15 protein-coding genes are annotated in these 17,673 nt (G+C 60.1%); 5 read left to right on the top strand and 10 right to left on the bottom strand.

Annotated features, from left to right (window positions below):
• Positions 1-50: 50 nt before the first annotated feature.
• The 5 genes from pqqE to radD all read right to left on the bottom strand — a co-directional run bounded on the left by pqqE (position 51) and on the right by radD (position 5,168).
• A complete protein-coding gene (gene pqqE, locus B9G99_RS11485) occupies positions 51-1,172 on the bottom strand; it encodes a pyrroloquinoline quinone biosynthesis protein PqqE (protein ID WP_086622280.1) in 1,122 nt (373 codons plus the stop codon).
• On the bottom strand, positions 1,169-1,456 hold the full coding sequence (gene pqqD / locus B9G99_RS11480; protein ID WP_086622279.1) for a pyrroloquinoline quinone biosynthesis peptide chaperone PqqD: 288 nt from the start codon (positions 1,454-1,456) through the stop codon (positions 1,169-1,171). The genes pqqE and pqqD overlap by 4 nt, the downstream gene beginning before the upstream one ends.
• The gene (pqqC, locus tag B9G99_RS11475; protein WP_227875797.1) at positions 1,453-2,235 is read right to left on the bottom strand and encodes a pyrroloquinoline-quinone synthase PqqC; all 783 of its coding nucleotides are present in this window, start codon (positions 2,233-2,235) and stop codon (positions 1,453-1,455) included. Before pqqC ends, pqqD begins: the two co-directional genes overlap by 4 nt.
• Entirely contained in the window at positions 2,232-3,131 is a 900-nt protein-coding gene (gene pqqB, locus B9G99_RS11470; protein ID WP_086622278.1) for a pyrroloquinoline quinone biosynthesis protein PqqB, read from the bottom strand. The genes pqqC and pqqB overlap by 4 nt, the downstream gene beginning before the upstream one ends.
• A 222-nt stretch (positions 3,132-3,353) precedes the next feature.
• Positions 3,354-5,168, bottom strand: coding sequence for a DNA repair helicase RadD (gene radD, locus B9G99_RS11465; RefSeq protein ID WP_086622277.1), 1,815 nt, complete (start codon positions 5,166-5,168; stop codon positions 3,354-3,356).
• An 86-nt stretch (positions 5,169-5,254) separates the two neighbouring features.
• On the opposite strand from radD, the gene B9G99_RS11460 reads away from it, so the two are divergent.
• Both B9G99_RS11460 and B9G99_RS11455 read left to right on the top strand, forming a co-directional pair.
• Entirely contained in the window at positions 5,255-5,668 is a 414-nt protein-coding gene (locus B9G99_RS11460; protein WP_086622276.1) for a hypothetical protein, read from the top strand.
• A 76-nt stretch (positions 5,669-5,744) separates the two neighbouring features.
• Positions 5,745-6,065: a putative quinol monooxygenase gene (locus B9G99_RS11455; RefSeq protein WP_086622275.1), complete on the top strand. Its 321-nt coding sequence runs from the start codon at positions 5,745-5,747 to the stop codon at positions 6,063-6,065.
• Positions 6,066-6,154: 89 nt separating this feature from the next.
• On the opposite strand, the gene purL is transcribed toward B9G99_RS11455, so the two are convergent.
• Positions 6,155-10,054 (bottom strand): phosphoribosylformylglycinamidine synthase, encoded by a 3,900-nt coding sequence (gene purL, locus B9G99_RS11450; RefSeq protein WP_086622274.1) that lies wholly within the window; start codon positions 10,052-10,054, stop codon positions 6,155-6,157.
• Positions 10,055-10,327: 273 nt separating this feature from the next.
• Between purL and mltF the strand changes: the two genes are divergently transcribed.
• Together mltF and B9G99_RS11440 are read left to right on the top strand one after the other, a co-directional pair.
• Entirely contained in the window at positions 10,328-11,809 is a 1,482-nt protein-coding gene (gene mltF, locus B9G99_RS11445; protein ID WP_086622273.1) for a membrane-bound lytic murein transglycosylase MltF, read from the top strand.
• On the top strand, positions 11,806-13,785 hold the full coding sequence (locus B9G99_RS11440; protein ID WP_086622272.1) for a sensor domain-containing diguanylate cyclase: 1,980 nt from the start codon (positions 11,806-11,808) through the stop codon (positions 13,783-13,785). Before mltF ends, B9G99_RS11440 begins: the two co-directional genes overlap by 4 nt.
• Positions 13,786-13,789: 4 nt before the next feature.
• Here B9G99_RS11440 and tadA read toward each other — a convergent pair whose 3' ends face one another.
• Both tadA and B9G99_RS11430 read right to left on the bottom strand, forming a co-directional pair.
• On the bottom strand, positions 13,790-14,248 hold the full coding sequence (gene tadA / locus B9G99_RS11435; protein WP_086623447.1) for a tRNA adenosine(34) deaminase TadA: 459 nt from the start codon (positions 14,246-14,248) through the stop codon (positions 13,790-13,792).
• A gap of 114 nt (positions 14,249-14,362) precedes the next feature.
• Positions 14,363-15,430 (bottom strand): NAD(P)-dependent alcohol dehydrogenase, encoded by a 1,068-nt coding sequence (locus B9G99_RS11430; protein ID WP_086622271.1) that lies wholly within the window; start codon positions 15,428-15,430, stop codon positions 14,363-14,365.
• 229 nt (positions 15,431-15,659) lie between these two features.
• Between B9G99_RS11430 and B9G99_RS11425 the strand changes: the two genes are divergently transcribed.
• On the top strand, positions 15,660-16,583 hold the full coding sequence (locus tag B9G99_RS11425; RefSeq protein ID WP_086622270.1) for an AraC family transcriptional regulator: 924 nt from the start codon (positions 15,660-15,662) through the stop codon (positions 16,581-16,583).
• Here B9G99_RS11425 and B9G99_RS11420 read toward each other — a convergent pair.
• Together B9G99_RS11420 and B9G99_RS11415 are read right to left on the bottom strand one after the other, a co-directional pair.
• Positions 16,568-16,924 carry a DUF3817 domain-containing protein gene (locus B9G99_RS11420; protein ID WP_227875796.1) on the bottom strand — a complete coding sequence of 119 codons (357 nt, stop codon included), beginning with the start codon at positions 16,922-16,924 and terminating at the stop codon, positions 16,568-16,570. The genes B9G99_RS11425 and B9G99_RS11420 overlap by 16 nt on opposite strands.
• A 129-nt stretch (positions 16,925-17,053) precedes the next feature.
• Positions 17,054-17,605 (bottom strand): GNAT family N-acetyltransferase, encoded by a 552-nt coding sequence (locus B9G99_RS11415; protein WP_086622269.1) that lies wholly within the window; start codon positions 17,603-17,605, stop codon positions 17,054-17,056.
• Positions 17,606-17,673: the final 68 nt, after the last annotated feature.

The following is a 17,673-nucleotide window of genomic DNA, read 5'->3' as shown; positions in this document are numbered from 1 at the left end:
TTTATCAGGCTGCCCCGCTTCAAGCATCTGCCGCCTGTGGTCAGCGCCGATCAGACAGGCCGTCCGGTTTTTGCAAAACGGCGATAGGCGAAGGGCTCATCGCGACCGGCCTCTTCCAGTGTCAGCGTCTGAATCTCTTCATGCCAGGGAGAGTACTGACAGACCGGATCCATCTGAGCCGCGTCACCGGTGATCATCAGCGCCTGACAGCGACAGCCGCCATGATCGATGTCGATGCGATCGCAGCTCTGGCAGGTCTCGGGCAGAAAGTCAGTGCCGCGAAAGGCGTTAAAGGCCGGCGAGTGATACCAGACATCCGAGAGGCTGTGCTCGCGCACGTTCCAGAACTCGAGCCCCGGAATTGTCTGCGCCGCGTGACACGGCAACCCGAGACCCGAGGGCGTGACGTTGATCGTCTGCTGCCCCCAGCCATTCATGCAGGGTTTGGGAAAGTGGGCATAGTAATCCGGCACCACCGAGTCGATCGCCAGGCGCCCCTTGAGCCGTGCCTGAGCGGCCTCAACGGTTCGAAGCGCCGTCATGACGTCGGCCCGACGCGGCATCAGCGCCCCACGATTATGCAGCGCCCATCCGTAATACTGGGCATGTGCCAGCTCAAGACGCTCGGCGCCCAGATTCAGGGCCAGATCGATGAAGTCTTCAATCTGATGAATATTGGCGCGATGAACCACCACGTTGATGGTCAGCGGCAGTCCCCGCTTTCGAACCTCACCGGCAAAGGCACATTTTTTATCAAACGCACCCCGCATCCCCGAGACATGCTCGGTAACGGTATCGTCGGCGCCCTGAAAGGAGAGCTGGACATGATCAAGTCCGGCAGCGTCGAGCGCCGCCAGCCGCTCTGGCGTAATGCTGACGCCGGCCGTGATCAGATTCGAATAGAGCCCTTCACGGGCACAGGTCTCGACCAGCTCGACCAGATCCGGACGAGCCGCCGGCTCGCCGCCCGAGAGGTGCACCTGCAACACGCCCAGCGCCGCCGCTTCTTGCAGCACACGCTGCCAGCCGGCGGTATCCAGCTCGTCACTGCGGCGTTCAAGCTCAACCGGATTGGAACAGTAGGGACACTGCAGCGGGCAACGGTGCGTCAGCTCGGCCAGCAGCCCCATGGGCGGCGCGACAGCCTTTTTGGTCGACGCCATGTCACTCATGAGATCACCTCCAGCACGCCGCGGTCGATCAGTGCATGAAACAGCGCCAGCACGTCATGACGAATCCGATCCCGCTCGGCGTCAAAATCGACCGCCAGCGCATCAATGATCTCCGACACACGCCGCGTGCCATCGACATTGGCCATGATGGCATGGGCGATCTCATCGAGCTGAAAGATGCGCTCAGGCGCCAGCAACACCCAGCCCCCGCGAGCCTTGTCCTCGCGCATGCGCACGCCACGCGGCAGACGTACCACAGCGTTATCATCAAGCCGCTGGCTCAAGGCGTGGCTCCTGCGACCAGGCCGGCCTTGCCATCCCAGGCACCCGGCGGCCGATGTCCTTCCACGTAGGCATGCTGCAGCGCGTCCAGCATCGTCCAGAGCACATCACACTTGAACACCAGCGCCTCCAGCACGGCCTGCTGCTGATCGGCGCGCCGGGCGTGCTCGCGCACATAGGTCAGCGCCCGCTCGGCATCGTGCGGCGCCTGCGTCAGACGCGGGCGGAAATAATCCAGCGTCTCCTCGGAAACGAAGTCATAGTGCTTGAGCATGCCAGACACCCGAGTGCCGATGACCTTTGGCGAGAACAGCTCGGTCAGTGAGGAGGCGACCGCCTCCAGCAGCGTGCGGTCGCGCACGAAATGCGTATAGGCCTCCACCGCAAAGCGCGTTGTCGGCAGGATGACGCGCGTCGAGCGCACCATCTCACGCTCGAGGCCCAGCCCGTCGGTCAGCTTCAGCCAGCGCTCGATACCGCCCTCACCCGGCGCATCACCATCGTGATCAACCAGCCGGCTGCGCCACTCGCGCCGCCAGTCCGGGTCATCAAGACGCGCCATCAGGGTGGCATCCTTGATGGGGATCATGGCCTGGTAGTAATAGCGATTGAGCGCCCAGGCCCGTACCTGGCAGCGATCAAGCTCGCCGCCCTGCAGGGCAAGCTGGAACGGATGGCGATGGTGATAGCGGGCCTCACCGATCTCGCGCAGACGCGCTTCAAGCGCCTCGGCATCCATCGGCTCGGTCACTTCTGTCAGGGCGTTTTGATGTGAGCTCACGACGTAATCTCCATGCCATCAAAGGCAATCTCCCAACCGGCACCTTCGGCTTCGCGCCGCTCGGGGCTGTCCTCGATCAGGACGGGATTGGTGTTGTTGATGTGAATAAAAATGCGTCGATAAATGGCCACATCAGACAATGCCTTCATGCTGCCATCGTCTCCTGACATCGACATGTGACCCATGCGTTGACCGGTCTTTTGACCGACACCGGCAAGGATCATTTCGTCATCGCGCCACAGGGTACCGTCAAAGAGCAGTGTGGCGGCGCCATCAAGCCTCTGCGCCAGACGCGGCGTCACAGTGGCGCAGCCGGGAATGTAATAAAGCCGCTGGCCATCGAGCTCGAACTCGACGCCGACGGTAGATTCTCCTTCGCCACCGATGTCGACCTGATCCCCTTCCAGATAGAGCGCCGTCTTGCCGGGCACGGCAAAAACGGTGGCCATCAGACCGGGCAGCAGCTCGATACGGCTATCCAGCGCCATATCACACCGCTTGACGCAATCCGCAGCCAGCACGTTGAAAATCGGGTTATCCCGCAGCACGCCATGAATCTCGGGCGTGGCATGGAGTCGAAACGGCGAGCGTTCGCGCAGACTCAAAAGACCCGCGACGTGATCCACGTCACCATTGGTGACCAGTACGGATTGAATCGGCGTATGACGGTCATGGCCTTTGGGCTGAAGTGCCGGCTCCCGCTGCAGCTGGGCAAGTATTTCCGGTGCACAGTTGATCAGCGCCCACTGCTCGCCATCGATCGAGACGGCAATCGAGGACTGGGTGCGGGGGATAACGCGTTGAGGGTCGGTGCGGGCAAGGCGGCATACACTGCAGCAGCAGTTCCACTGAGGCAGGCCGCCACCGGCGGCCGCCCCCAGTACGCGAACGCGCAAGCGCCGCGCCCTGTGGTGTTCACTCTTCAATGTCGATTTCAATCTCGGCGGGCAGGTAGACACTGGCTTCCATACCAGCACTGATTTCCTTGACTTCGGGTGCAGACCAGCTCATGAAGGGCTCCTTGATCGCCAATGCGATCACAAATCGATGGTAACAATGCTGCCGGACGGCAACGGCCTATATCTTAGCAGAATAACGATATTTGATGCTGCCCCTCATCAGGCGCCACCGGCGCTGTCAGCGCGACGATAGCGCCCCTCATAATCAAAAAGACGCTCGCGCACCTGCCAATAGCGCCCTACCTTGCGACCGACCACAAAGTCCGGATGGCGCAGGCGCTCTCGCGAGGCAATCACCTCCTTGATCGTGGTCGGCTGCCAGTCACTGCCCGGCGCGCGCAGATGCGGTTTCAGCCAGGCGTGATAAAAGGCCGTGCGCTGGGCAGGCGTTTCAAGCGCGTACCATTCCGAGAGCGTCGCGCCGTCTTCGTCGACATAGGTCACCTTCAAACGCCCCAGCCCGCGTCCGTTGACGCTCTCCTCGAGTATCATGCCACTGACGCGCAGCACCCGGGCATCCTTGAGCTTCAAGGCATCGCGCAGCTTGTCGTCGGCATCGATCAGCTGCTCCTGACAGTGTCGACAGCGTCGGGCCGCGATGTCGTTTTGCGCCCCACACTGCTCGCAGACCTTGTAACGAAAGCGAAAGTCGCACTGCACCGACGCACCGCGCTCGCCTTCGACCAGGCCCTGACAGCGTCGGCCATAATGCTCGATCACCAGCTCGCCATCGCGCTTGCCCCAGAAGATATTGGCAAAGCCGCATTCAGGGCACTCGACCTGCACCGGCTCGCTGTCACTGTCCGGGCGCGGTGCATCGATTTCGGGGCCATAAAGTCCCCAGGGATTACCCGCATAATCCAGCACCAGACAATCCTGCTTGCCAGGCGACAGACGCAGCCCACGCCCGACGATCTGCTGATAGAGCCCGACCGATTCGGTCGGTCGCAGGATGGCGATCAGATCCACATGCGGGGCATCAAAACCGGTGGTCAGCACCGCCACGTTGACCAGGTACTTGAGCTCTCGCGCCTTGAAGGCCTCGATCAGGCGCTCGCGCTCCTGCCCCGCGGTCGTACCGGTCACCAGTGCGGCCTGATCCTCGGGCAGATACCCCATGATCTCTTCGGCGTGCGCCACGGTGGCGGCAAAGATCATCACGCCCAGGCGGTCATGAGCCTGTGCCATGACATCTTCAATGATCACCGGGGTTGCCCGGTTGCCACTGACCACACGGTTGAGATCAGACTCGGCGTACTGTCCGCCCGTACGCGGTGTGAGCTGTGAAAAGTCATAGCGCGCCACTGCGGCATCAATACGTCGGGGCTCGGCCAGATAGCCCTGTTTGACCATGACTCGCAAGGGCTGCTCGAACACGCAGTCGCGAAAAAACGAATCTTCAGGACCGCGAACCATACCGTGGTAATGACGGTGATAGATGAACCCCTGCCCCAGCCGATAGGGCGTCGCGGTCAGCCCCAGCACCTTGAGATCCGGTCTGGCTGCCCGCAGATGATCAATAACACGCTGGTAGCTGCCGGGCTGCTGTTGACGCTTGCCGTTGGTGTTGTCATCCACCATGGGGGCCACGCGATGGCACTCATCGATGACCAGCAGCGTAAACTGACCGTCATCAAACTCGTCAAGCGCATTGATCACGGACTGGACCGAGCCAAAGACCACCTGGCGCTGTGCGTCGCGTCGTCCAAGGCCCGCGCTGAAAATATCGGCGCAAAGCCCATAGGCCTCATATTTGGCATGGTTTTGTGCCACCAGTTCACGCACGTGGGCCAGCACCAGCACACGACCGCGGGCGATGCGAGCCAGCTCGGCAATCACAAGGCTCTTGCCGCTGCCGGTCGGCAGTACCACCACCGCCGGGTCGTGACTGCGGCGAAAATGACCGACGACGCGCTCGACGGCCTCCTGCTGGTAGGGGCGCAGCGTTGGGGGTGTCGTTAAAGACGCTGACATGTCCTTATACTGATCCTGTCATTTCCGAGTCCTGAAACGGACTGGATGTTTAAAACCGTCACCGCAAGTGACCAAAGAGACGCGCAATGCAGGCCAACACACAGATCGAGCACTACATTGAAGGCCTGAAGGCCCTGGATTTCCAGGTAGAGGCCATCGATACGCACGCCGCGCGCATCACGCTTGAAAGCCTTGAGTTCATACTGGTCGTGGCCGAAGACGAACCGGCCTTCTTTCAGCTGATGCTGCCAGGCGTCTGGCAGGCCGATGCCGGTACCGATCGCGCCCAGCTGCTCGACGTTGCCAATGACGTCATGAATGCCATCAAGGCCGCCAAGGTCGTCATTCACGGTGAAGCCGTTCATGTCAGCGTGGAGCAGTTTGTGGCAGGTCCGGAACAGGGCATCGCACTGGTCCCCGGACTTCTGGAGCTTTTGCGCAGCGCCGTGGCAGAGTTTCATGAGCGCATGGGCATGGGTCCGGCGCCCAGAGTTCACTGATGCGCCATCAGCACTATAGTGATGCCGTGACACCTTGCCGCCCCAAATATCTCAACGTCCCAAAGGGAGAATCATGATGAGCGTGACCAATGCCAATTTTGTCGTTCTGGCCGAATTCAAGATCAAGGAAGGTCAGCGCGATGCGTTTCTGGCGCTGGCCCATAACGATGCCAACGAATCACTGGCCAACGAAAGCGGCTGCCACCAGTTTGATGTACTGGTGCCGGAAGAAGATGACCACACCGTGATCCTTCACGAGGTGTACACCGACCGCGCGGCGTTTGACAAGCACATGGAAATGCCGCACTACAAACCGTTCAAGGAAGGCACTGACCCGCTGCTTGAAGAAGCGCCCGATGTCCGCTTTCTGAACCCGGCCGCCCGCCCGCAGAACTGAGGCTTCCCCGTCAAAAGACGGGTCAGATACATGAAAGGGCCTCTTGTAGAGGCCCTTTTTTGCGTCCATTGACTGATTCAGCAAACGGCCTAGCCGACCCACTTCCTGGCATTGCGGAACATGCGCATCCAGCCGCCGGCTTCCTGCCATTCGCTCGGACCCCAGGAGTTGGTCACGGCGCGCGCCACGCGCTCGGGATGGGGCATCATGATGGTGACGCGACCATCCTGCGACGTCAGACCGGTAATGCCGGACGGCGAGCCGTTGGGGTTGGCCGGATAGCCGGTGGTGACCTCACCAAAGTTATCGACGTAGCGCAGCGCGACCGTACCGCTCGTCTGAGCCTGACGAAGATGACTGGCATCAGTGAACTGCGCCTGCCCTTCTCCGTGCGCCACGGCAATCGGCATGCGTGAGCCGGCCATGTCGGCCAGAAACAGCGAGGGCGTGGACTCCACGCGCACCATCGAGACGCGCGCCTCATACTGTTCAGAGAGATTGCGCACAAAGCGTGGCCAGTGATCGGCGCCCGGAATCAGCGACTTGAGCTGTGAAAGCATCTGACAGCCGTTGCACACCCCAAGGGCAAAGGTGTCTTCGCGCTCGAAAAAGTGAGCAAACTGATCGCGCCCGCGCTCGCTGAAGAGAATCGACTTCGCCCAGCCACCGCCGGCGCCCAGCACGTCACCAAACGAGAACCCACCGCAGGCCGCAGCGCCCTGGAAGTCGGCCAGATCGACACGGCCTTCCAGAATGTCCGACATGTGAACGTCAATGGCCTCAAAGCCTGCGTTGGTGAAGTTCCACGCCATCTCGAGCTGACCGTTGACGCCCTGCTCACGCAGGATCGCCACCCGGGGCGCGGTGCCCTTGTTGATGAAGGGCGCGGCTACGTCATCGTCGACGTCATAGCTCAGGCTGGCATGCAGTCCGGGATTGCGGGTTTCATCAAGGCCGTCAAACTCCTGACGGGCGCATTCCGGGTTATCCCGCCGCGCCTGCAGCTGATAACTGGTTTCCGCCCAGGTTCGCAGGGCATGCACCCGACTGGTCTCGATCAATGTGGCGTCATAGAGCGTGACCGAGAAGCGATCATCTCTGGTCGGCGTACCGATGCGATGCACGCAGTCAGCAAGCCCTGCCGCTTCCAGCGTGGCCAGCACAGCATCGATCTCGCCGCGACGAACCTGAATGACCGCCCCCGGCTCTTCGGCAAACAGCGCCTCGGTGGCCTGATGGGCATCGCGTACCAGCTCATCAAGCGTCACCGCCAGCCCGCAGTGGCCGGCAAAGGCCATTTCGGCCAGCGTGGTCAAAAGGCCGCCGTCGCTGCGGTCGTGATAGGCCAGCAGCCGGCTGTCCCGGTTGAGGGTCTGAATGGCACGGAAGAAACCGGCCAGATCCTCGGGTGCGTCGATATCCGGCGCGTGAGCACCCAGCTGACCGTAGACCTGCGCCAGTGCCGAACCGCCCAGACGATTCTTGCCGCGTCCGAGATCGATCAGCAAGAGCTCGGTGTCCTCCGCCTGAACCAGCTGCGGCGTCAGGGTCTTGCGGGTATCGCTGACCGGGGCAAAGGCCGACACGATCAACGACAGCGGCGCCGTCACGGCCTTGTCGCGTTCACCATCACGCCAGGCGGTGCGCATCGACATCGAATCCTTGCCGACCGGAATCGCAACGCCCAGTGCCGGGCACAGTTCCATGCCGACCGCGTGAACCGCGTCATACAGGGCCTGGTTTTCGCCTTCGTGATCGGCAGCACTCATCCAGTTGGCCGAGAGCTTGATGTCGCCCAGCGCCTCGATGGGTGCCGCGGCGATATTGGTAATCGCCTCGGTCACCGCCAGACGCGCCGAGGCAGCCGGCGAGATCAGGGCTGTCGGCGTACGTTCGCCCATCGCCATGGCCTCACCGGCATGGGTATCAAAGGACGCCGTGGTCACGGCGCAGTCCGCCACCGGTATCTGCCATGGGCCGACCATCTGATCGCGTACGCTCATGCCGCCCACGGTGCGATCGCCGATGGTGATCAAAAAGCTCTTTGAAGCCACCGCCGGCAGCTGCAGCACCCGATCCATCGCCTCATTGAGGTCCAGATTGTCGAGCATCAGCGGAGGCTGTGTGACGTCGCGACGCTCGAAGCTGCGCTGCATTTTCGGCGGCTTGCCAAACAGCACGCTCATGGGCAGATCGATCGGACGGCTTTCAAAGTGTTCGTCAACGACCGTGATCTCATGGTCCCGGATGGCTTCTCCCACCACGGCAAACGGGCAGCGCTCACGGGCACACAGCGATTCGAACTGCTCGATGGCTTCAGGCGCCACTGCCAGCACATAACGCTCCTGCGCCTCGTTGCACCAGATTTCCAGCGGCGTCATGCCGGGCTCGGCACTGGGCACATCCCGCAGATTGAAAAGCCCGCCGCGACCGCCATCCTTTACAAGCTCGGGCAGTGCATTGGAAAGCCCGCCCGCGCCCACGTCATGAATAAAGCTGATCGGATTGTCTTCACCCAGCGCGATGCAGCGATCGATGACTTCCTGGGCACGGCGCTCCATTTCGGCGTTGTCACGCTGTACCGAGGCAAAATCAAGTGCATCGCTGGTGCTGCCCGAGGCCACGGATGAAGCTGCCCCGCCGCCAAGGCCGATCAGCATGGCCGGCCCACCCATGACGATCAGTTTTGCCCCTTCGGCAATCTCGCCCTTGAGTACATGCTCATCACGCACGTTGCCGTAGCCGCCGGCCAGCATGATGGGCTTGTGATAGCCACGTCGCTCGACACCGGCCGGGCCAACCACGTCATGCTCGTAGGTGCGGAAATAGCCGTTGAGTGCCGGACGGCCAAACTCGTTGTTGAACGCCGCGGCTCCGATTGGTGCCTCGATCATGATATCAAGCGCACTCTTGATGCGTTCAGGCTTGCCGTAATCGAACGCTTCCCATGGCTGCAAAAGCTCGGGAATACGCAGATTGGAGACAGTAAAGCCGGTCAGACCGGCCTTGGGCTTGCCGCCGCGGCCGGTGGCGCCTTCATCACGAATTTCGCCACCGGCGCCTGTCGCCGCGCCCGGATAGGGCGCAATGGCCGTCGGATGGTTGTGCGTTTCAACCTTCATCAGGATATGGATCGGCTCCTGATGCGTGACAAACCGAAAGTCGCGGCTGTCAGCCAGAAAGCGCCCGGCATCGTGCCCACGAATAATGGCGGCGTTGTCGCTGTAGGCGGACAGCACGTTGTCCGGCGAGCACTGGTGGGTATTACGGATCATGCCGAACAGCGAATGGGACTGGGCCTGACCGTCGATTCGCCAGTCAGCATTGAAGATCTTGTGACGGCAGTGCTCGGAATTGGCCTGAGCAAACATCATCAGCTCGACATCACTGGGATTACGCCCAAGCCCGTTGAAGGACTCGACCAGATAGTCGATTTCATCGTCAGCCAGCGCCAGACCCAATTTAACGTTGGCCGCCACCAGCGCCTCACGTCCGCCCTGGAGGATGTCCACGTGGCTTTCCGGCGCAGGCGAATGACGTTCAAACAGCTTCGCCGCATCGCTGGCATCCACCAGCACGGTCTGCGTCATGCGATCGGCCAGTACCTGTCGAATCGCCTCGACTTCCTCCCTGGAAGGCAGCGCATCGGTTTCGACAAAATAGGCCACGCCGGCCTCGATTCGCCGCACGTCCTGCAAACCGCAGTTATGGGCGATGTCGGTGGCCTTGGAAGACCAGGGAGAAACGGTACCAAAGCGCGGCACGACCAGATAAAGCGCCCCGGCGGGCACCGAATCTGCGCGCTCGCTGGCCTCCAGTAGCGCGCAAAGACGCTCGAGTGCCCCGGACTCCGGCGTCTGTTCGACATCCAGAAAATAGCGGTGCAACGCATGCACGCCGGTCACGCTCGGCATGGCCTCGCGTAAGCGGGCAAGCAGGCGGGCATGACGAAAGGAAGAAAGGGCACTCTGGCCGTGCAGCTCGAGCATGACGAACGAAGCCTCTACTGACTGACAGGAAATGAGGTGTGATGCGGGAGCGCCATTTTAAGGATTGCGTTCCCCGTGTTGAAACAGCGCCAGGCGGCGAGGGCGACATCATACTGGAAAGCGGCTCGCGTGGCGAAGGTCTGGGGCACGGGCGGCTGATGGTTCAAACCTCAGTCGAAAGGCTGAGGCTATCGTGCAGTTAAGACCCATCGACTAGCCGGGGCCATTTGCCATCGGTATCTTGTGCCTTCTTTCAAACGGTCGTTTTTCCCAATGAACAGGCATTTTTTGCGCACAACCCGACAGATTGCAGGGCTTGTAGTGGCGCTATCGCTGCTGCTCACGCCTGCCCGCGCGATCTCGACGTGGTCTGACGCGCTGATGCCGATGTTCGACACCACCACGCTCTCTGACATCAAGCGCCGCGACTTCCTCGAAATTGCCACGCGCAATACGCCGGCCACCTTTCATGAAGGCCGTCAGGGGCCGACCGGCTTCGAGTTCGAGCTCTTTCGCCGTTTTGCCGATGACCTGGGCGTCAGTCTGGCCGTGGAAGATGATCAACATATCAGCGACGTGCTGAACAACGTGTCCACCGGACGCACCGACATCGGTGCCGCCGGCCTGGTACTCGATCCACAGCGGGAAGATGTCATCTATTCACAGCCCATCATGTCCATGCAGCCCATGGTGGCCTACCGGCGCGGCATGCGGGCACCAAAAACGATCGAGGATCTGGATGGGCTGGATATCGGGACGGTGGCGGGCGCCGGCACCAGCCGGGTATTGCATGAACTGCAAAAGACGCACCCGTCACTGACCTGGCGGGAAAGTCCTGATCTGGAAACCACGGATCTTCTGGCTATGGTAGAAAGTGGCAAGCTGGATGCGGCCGTCGTCTATGCTCACGAGTTCAAACTGAGCCGATTATTCTTTCCGAACGTGGCCAGAGCCCAGCCCATTGGCGAACCGGTCTCTCTGGCCTGGGCCTTTCCTGCCAGAACCGACCCTTCACTGGTAGAGCGCGCCAATGCCTTCATTGATCGCATGCGACGCAGCGGTGATCTTGAGGATCTGACACAAAAGTATTTTGGCCATGACGACTATCTTGAATATGTCGGCGCACGACGCTTTATCTCCCAGGCCCGATCGAACCTGGATCAATGGCTGCCCGATTTCAAACGGGCAGCCATCGAGAACGGCTTTGACTGGAAACTGCTTGCCGCCGTGGGCTATCAGGAATCGCACTGGCAGCCGGGCGCGGTGTCTCCGACCGGCGTCAAGGGGCTGATGATGCTGACGCGTGCCACGGCCAATCACATGGACGTTGACAACCGCGAAGACCCACAGCAAAGCATTGACGGTGGTGCGCGCTATCTACGCTATTTGCATGATCGAATTCCCGACAAGGTCGCCGAGCCGGACAGGACATGGATGACGCTGGCCGCCTATAATCTTGGGCTTGGTCATCTGTATGATGCACGTCGACTGGCACGTCTTCAGGGCCATGACCCTGACCAGTGGGATTCCATCAAAGAAATGCTGCCACTTCTGCAGGAAAGCAGCTGGTACAGCCGCGTGGAACATGGCTTTGCACGTGGTAACGTGGCGGCGCTTTATGTGCGCAACATCAAACGCTACGAAGAAATCCTGAACTGGGTAGAACGCAGCCAGCATCAGTTTTCATCACTTGATCGTGCCACCGTCAGCAATACGCCCACAGCCGTCTTTGAGACCATACCGCCTGTTCCATGAAAGCCTTTATCGCCCGCCACGGTGACCTGCTGTTGACCCTGCTTGCCCTGCCCTGTGTTGCGGCAGGGTGGTGGCTGACGCCGCCTGTGGAGCACCTGTTGCTGGGACTGGTGGGCATGGTCACCCTCTCAAGGCTTGCGATGAATGTGACCCGCCGGTGGCGACCCAATCGTCTCAGGCCTTTCGCGATCATGATCACGGCTATCACCACGCTGCCGCTGATGGCGCTGATGGCCTCATTCCTGCTGCCGGACAGCGTCATGAATTATGCCCAATGGTCACTGTTTTTTGATCACTGGCCTGAACAGGCGCCCTTTTATTCGATCCGCCCATCCATTCTCATGACGGTCGCGCTGATACTTTTAGTAGTTCTGCCACTGTTTTCATCACGTCCGGGAGAGGTCGGCCCCATCGCTCTTGCCATGGCTACCATGTTGACGGCGATGCATCTCATTGAGCAGCACGGGTTCATCTCGCTGCATGAGATCTCATTATCAACCCCTACCCTGCTGGCCATTGTTCTTTTGCTGGCAGCTGAATTCGTGACTCAGTGGCCAGGGCGGCGTCTGGCCACCGTTGGCATTGCACTGGCCGCCTCCATGACGATTTTACTGATACTGCTGGTGCTCTGGCACTATCACAACAGTCAGAACATTCGCGATGTCAATCAGGTCGCTCGCACACGCGTCGACACACTCAGCGAGCGACTGGGTCAGGAAATCAGCGTCAGCGACCAGGCCATGCAGCGCTTTGCCATCAGCTGGGACACGGCAGGAAGCCCGCCCTCCAGTCGAGCATGGACCCATCGAGCCCGACACCTTGTTGAACATTTCGACTATATGCAGACCATCGCCTATATCGACCAGCAGGGACCTCGCATTAGACACGCCTATCCGCTGCAGACCAACCAGCCCCTGCTCGGCCATCACGTGCTTTCCAGTGACGATGACATGGCCCTGTCCGCTGCCCTGCTGGGAGATGCCAGTGCCACCGGCATGGTCAATCTGACCAATGGCGGGCGCGGCGTGATCTTCTATCAGCCCATTCATGACCTTGATACAGCGGCCATCCGCGGCGCCGCCGGCTTCGTGATTGATCCGGCTCGCCTGTTTGCAACGATCGATGATGCCAGTGACAGCCACAACTTTCGCATCCGGGTCATGCAAAACGGCACGACCCTTTACAGCTCCAATACTCGCGAAGCACTGAGTATGCTCGAGCACTGCAATATCCTTCGGCTGGGCCAGAGCAATTTCACGATCTGCGCCGAGGCAAGCTATGCCAGACTCTTTGATGAACGCTCGAAACTACCGGCCATCGTATTGATCACCGGGCTGCTCTTTACCTGGATGATTTATCTGCTGGTGTACTTTCATCATCGACTGCGTCAGCGCCACAACGGGGTCAAGGATGCCAACTATCGCCTGAGAGGCGAGGTAGAAAAACGCATTGCCCTGCAGCAGGAAGTGGAATGGCTGGCACAGCACGATGAACTGACAAGGGTGCCCAATCGGCGCTATTTCAGTCAGTGGGTTGAAAAACTCGATGTCAGCCGGACCCGAACAATCATCGTGATCGATATCGACCATTTCAAGAAGATCAACGATCTTCTGGGTCACCCGACCGGGGATCGTTATCTGCAGCGCGTCGCCCATTGCCTGCAGGACATCGTCACTTGTCATGGCGGACTGCTGGCCCGCTTTGGCGGAGAGGAATTCATTGCCTGTCTTCCCGATCTTTCGCCCGAAAGGGCCGCCGAGGTAGGCGAGCAGCTTCGCCGAGGCGTCGAGGCGCTGAATCTGACACGACACGATGGTCATACCATTGTGACCATCAGCATCGGGCTGATTACGACGCGTCGCGCCAGCGATACCCTGCCGGATCTGATTCAGTCCGCCGATCAGGCGCTTTATCGGGCCAAGCTTGGAGGGCGCAACCGCATCGAAATGGCAGGCATTCTGGATACAAGTACCTGATCCTTCAGGAAGATCGACGACTGGCAAAGAAACTCTTCAACAGACGCCGGGCCGGGGCCACCAGCACACCCGAAACGACCTCCACTTCATGGTTATGCCAGGGCTGGGCAAAAAGATTGGCTTTTGACTGCGCCATGCCGGTTCTGGGCTCCGGCACGCCGTAGACAACCCGCGCGATCCGCGCATGAATGATGGCTCCGGCACACATCATGCAGGGCTCCACGCTGACATACAGGGTACAGCCGGTCAGCCGGTAATTGCCGGTACGCCTGCCGGCATCGCGCAGGGCCTGCACTTCAGCGTGCGCCGTGGGGTCATGCTGCTCGACCGGTGCATTGAACCCCTCGCCAACGATCTCGCCTTCAGCGCTGACCACGACGGCACCGACCGGTACTTCTCCTGCTGCCATGGCAAGGTGCGCCTGATCCAGCGCCCGGTACATATAGAACTCGTCGCTGCGCATGATCACTTCCCGGTCACCAAATCGGCCCATGATATAAAAAAACCGGCGCCAATAGGCACCGGTTGTTGTGAACACCATGGGTCAGTCGACATCCGACTGACAACATCCTCGGTGTCAGGCCGCGCTGCTGTCCTTCAGAGAAGCCATGTCGATCACGAAACGATAGCGCACATCGCCCTTTTGCATGCGATCCCAGGCTTCATTGATCTGATCGATGTTGATCATTTCGACATCGCAGGTGATCCCGTGCTCGGCACAGAATTCCAGCACTTCCTGGGTTTCAGGCATGCCACCGATGAGCGAGCCGGCCAGTACGCGGCGACGAAAGACCAGATTGGCACCGCTGACGGCCGGGTCGAGCGGCTCGAGCAGACCCACCAGAATATGGGTGCCGTCCGGCTTGAGCGCATTGAGATACGGGTTGATATCGTGCTGTACCGGAACGGTGTCGAGCATGAAATCAAAGGTTTCGGTCACGGCCGTCATCTGCGCTTCATCGGTAGAAACCACCACATGATCAGCGCCCTGCTTTTTCGCCTCGGCCACCTTGGATTCGGAGCGAGTAAAGAGTGTGACCTCGGCGCCCATGGCGCTGGCCAGTTTGACGCCCATATGGCCCAGACCCCCCATACCGATCACTCCGACCTTGTCACCCGGCTTGACGCCGTAATGCTTGAGCGGTGAATAGGTGGTGATCCCGGCGCACAGGATCGGCGCGGCGGATTTGAGATCAAGCCCATCCGGCATGCCTACCACGAACCGCTCGCTGACCACGACGGAGTCGGAGTAGCCGCCCTGAGTCAGGGTGTTGTCGTGGCGGTCGGGACTGCCGTAGGTCATGGTGAACCCTTCGGCGCAGTACTGCTCAAGGCCGCTGTTGCAGGAGTTGCACTGGCGGCAGGAATCCACCATGCAGCCAACGCCCACAATGTCACCTGTCTTGAAGGTCGTGACGTCATGACCAACCGCGGTCACACGCCCCACGATTTCATGACCCGGAACGACCGGATAAGCCGCCATGCCCCAGTCATCACGAGCAAAGTGAAGGTCGCTGTGGCAGACACCGCAATAGAGAATCTCGATGGAAACATCATCGGCGCGCGGCGTGCGGCGCTCAAAGTTCCAGAGTGCAAGCGGGGTTTCAGCACTATGGGCAGCGTAGCCTTTGGCGGGTGTCGACATGAATCTTTCTCCTGCGTATCAAAACCGGACATCCACATTCGAGCAGATGTCCTCGAGTGATCACAGTGTGGTATCCAAACCCGCCCGGCACCATACACGGTTCTGCTGCTCGCTTGCCTATTCCTGCAAAAAATTAGTGTTACACGATATCATTTCAGCGCTTTTCATGCATAATCCTGTCATCTCTCATTACCAATAAAAGCCTGTCCTGGTTCAAGGATGTCTCGCCATGCCCGATGCCTTGCACGATACGTTACATGCGCCTGCAACCGATGCCCTTCAACAGCGCATGTGCAAGCTGATGACGCCCCTGATTGATCGGGATGGCTATATTCCGACGCGTATGGAAGGCGTGAGGCTCATGGCCTTTCATGGCAGCCATCCGCGTACGCCGCTGGTCTACGAGCCGGGGCTTTTCATTGTCGCTCAGGGAGAAAAGACCGGGTATCTGGGAGAGCGCACGATTCACTATGGCGCCGGCCACTATCTGGTCCAGGCCATGCCGTTGCCCTTTGAGTGTGAAACCCGGGCCACGCCGCAGGCGCCCATGCTGGGCGTATCCGTCAGCATCGACATGATCATGCTGGGGGAGCTGAGCCAGGTCGTCCCCAGGGCGACAAATACCACGTCGCCGCCCAGACCCATGGCAGCCGTGAGCCTGACCGACGCCATGAGTCGGGGCGTGGTGCATCTGCTGGAATGCCTGCATGATGAGGTCATGTGCCGCGCACTGGGGCGACAGCGTATTCGCGAGGTGCTGTTTGAAGCTCTCAGAGGCCCGCAGGGAGAGTCATTGCGTCAGCTTTTACAGCAACATACCCATTATGGACGCATCGGTCTGGCGCTCGAGACCCTCCATCAGGATTACGCGCAGCCACTGTCCGTCGAGACACTGGCCGAAAAGGTCAACATGAGCCCCTCGGCCTTTCATCATCACTTCAAGCGATTCACGCATCTCTCCCCACTGCAATATCAAAAGCGCATTCGGCTTCTAAGGGCACGCGCCATGATTGCCGCCAGAACCCACAACGTCAGCAGTGCCGCCAGCGCCGTGGGTTATCAGAGTGCGTCGCAGTTCAGCCGGGAATACAAGCGCTACTTCGGCCGTCAGCCGGTAGGCGATCAGCGCCTCGAGTCTCACGAATCCGAATGAGCCATCGACTGGTCATTGATCATGCCGACCAGCTCGGTTTCCTTGCGGCGCATAAAGGGCGCATTGATGAAGGCGCCAAAAGGAATGAAGGCGGCAAGGATCATGCGGGCGATATCCAGACCGCTCCAGCCCCCCATGGAAACCACTCGAAAGACAACTGACAGGTAGAGCAAAAAGGCCACTCCATGGATCGGCCCCATGATGGAGACCGCCAGCGGGAGACCAGCCACATGCTTGAGCGGCACGGCCACCACCAATAGCAGCAAAAGGGTCGTCCCCTCCAGAATCGACACCAGTCTCAGGCGTTTCATTCGGATATGGATCAGCTCGGGTGTGTTCAATGGAGACTCTCTTGAATCGGTGTGCGTTGGAAAAGGATCATGCCAATACTGTAATGAACGGACAACGCATTGCGCTACCCAAAGCCCTGGGGGGTGCGCAAAAGCCTGTCCATCATGGCTTTACCAGCTTCAGGGGTGATTATCCCGAGCCAGGCCGTAGACCGCATGGTCATGAACCACGCCATTGACACTTTCGGCGCGCGTCACCACACCCTCGAGCCGTGCCCCCAGACGCTCGCAGATCGCCCGGCTTCGAGTGTTGCCGGTCGCCGCCGAGATCTGCACCTTTTGCAGGTCATAATGCTCGAATGCCAACTGCACCATGGCCTGACAGGCCTGCGTCATCAACCCGCGCCCCTGCCAGCGGGCGCCCAGCCAGTATCCCAGACTGGCTCGACCGGTCGCCGGCATGATCTCGTTGAAACTTACCGTGCCCACCAGCCGTGCTCGCCCCTGCTGATGGTCGTGAATTCCGCAGATCAGACGCCGGCCTTCGGCGTGATCGTGCAGCGATTGACGAATAAACCCGGCACTGTCGGCCGGTGACGTCGTATGGACTACCCAGCCCAGCCACTGACTCAGATAAGCCCGGTTGTCATCCACCAGCCGGAAGAGTTCAGGCGCCATATGAGGATGAAGCAGCGAAAGGGAAAGCGTCTTGTTGATCGAATGAAAAAACATGTTCAGGCCTGTCAGCGCGGTGCATATCAGCAGCGGTATCAAGCATCACTATATTCGCAATCACGAAT

It is taken from the genome of Kushneria konosiri (assembly GCF_002155145.1).
GTDB classification, from domain to species: Bacteria; Pseudomonadota; Gammaproteobacteria; order Pseudomonadales; family Halomonadaceae; genus Kushneria; species Kushneria konosiri.
Note: the sequence above shows the minus strand (reverse complement) of the source record. Positions and strands in the feature narration are given on the sequence as shown.

Excerpts from the sequence above, each read along its gene's own strand:
- pqqE (WP_086622280.1), bottom strand. The coding sequence starts at position 1,172 with ATGAGTGACATGGCGTCGACCAAAAAGGCTGTCGCGCCGCCCATGGGG.
- radD (WP_086622277.1), bottom strand. The coding sequence starts at position 5,168 with ATGTCAGCGTCTTTAACGACACCCCCAACGCTGCGCCCCTACCAGCAG.
- purL (WP_086622274.1), bottom strand. The coding sequence starts at position 10,054 with ATGCTCGAGCTGCACGGCCAGAGTGCCCTTTCTTCCTTTCGTCATGCC.
- B9G99_RS11460 (WP_086622276.1), top strand. The coding sequence starts at position 5,255 with ATGCAGGCCAACACACAGATCGAGCACTACATTGAAGGCCTGAAGGCC.
- tadA (WP_086623447.1), bottom strand. The coding sequence starts at position 14,248 with ATGCGCAGCGACGAGTTCTATATGTACCGGGCGCTGGATCAGGCGCAC.
- B9G99_RS11455 (WP_086622275.1), top strand. The coding sequence starts at position 5,745 with ATGAGCGTGACCAATGCCAATTTTGTCGTTCTGGCCGAATTCAAGATC.
- B9G99_RS11425 (WP_086622270.1), top strand. The coding sequence starts at position 15,660 with ATGCCCGATGCCTTGCACGATACGTTACATGCGCCTGCAACCGATGCC.
- B9G99_RS11415 (WP_086622269.1), bottom strand. The coding sequence starts at position 17,605 with ATGTTTTTTCATTCGATCAACAAGACGCTTTCCCTTTCGCTGCTTCAT.
- B9G99_RS11430 (WP_086622271.1), bottom strand. The coding sequence starts at position 15,430 with ATGTCGACACCCGCCAAAGGCTACGCTGCCCATAGTGCTGAAACCCCG.
- mltF (WP_086622273.1), top strand. The coding sequence starts at position 10,328 with ATGAACAGGCATTTTTTGCGCACAACCCGACAGATTGCAGGGCTTGTA.
- B9G99_RS11440 (WP_086622272.1), top strand. The coding sequence starts at position 11,806 with ATGAAAGCCTTTATCGCCCGCCACGGTGACCTGCTGTTGACCCTGCTT.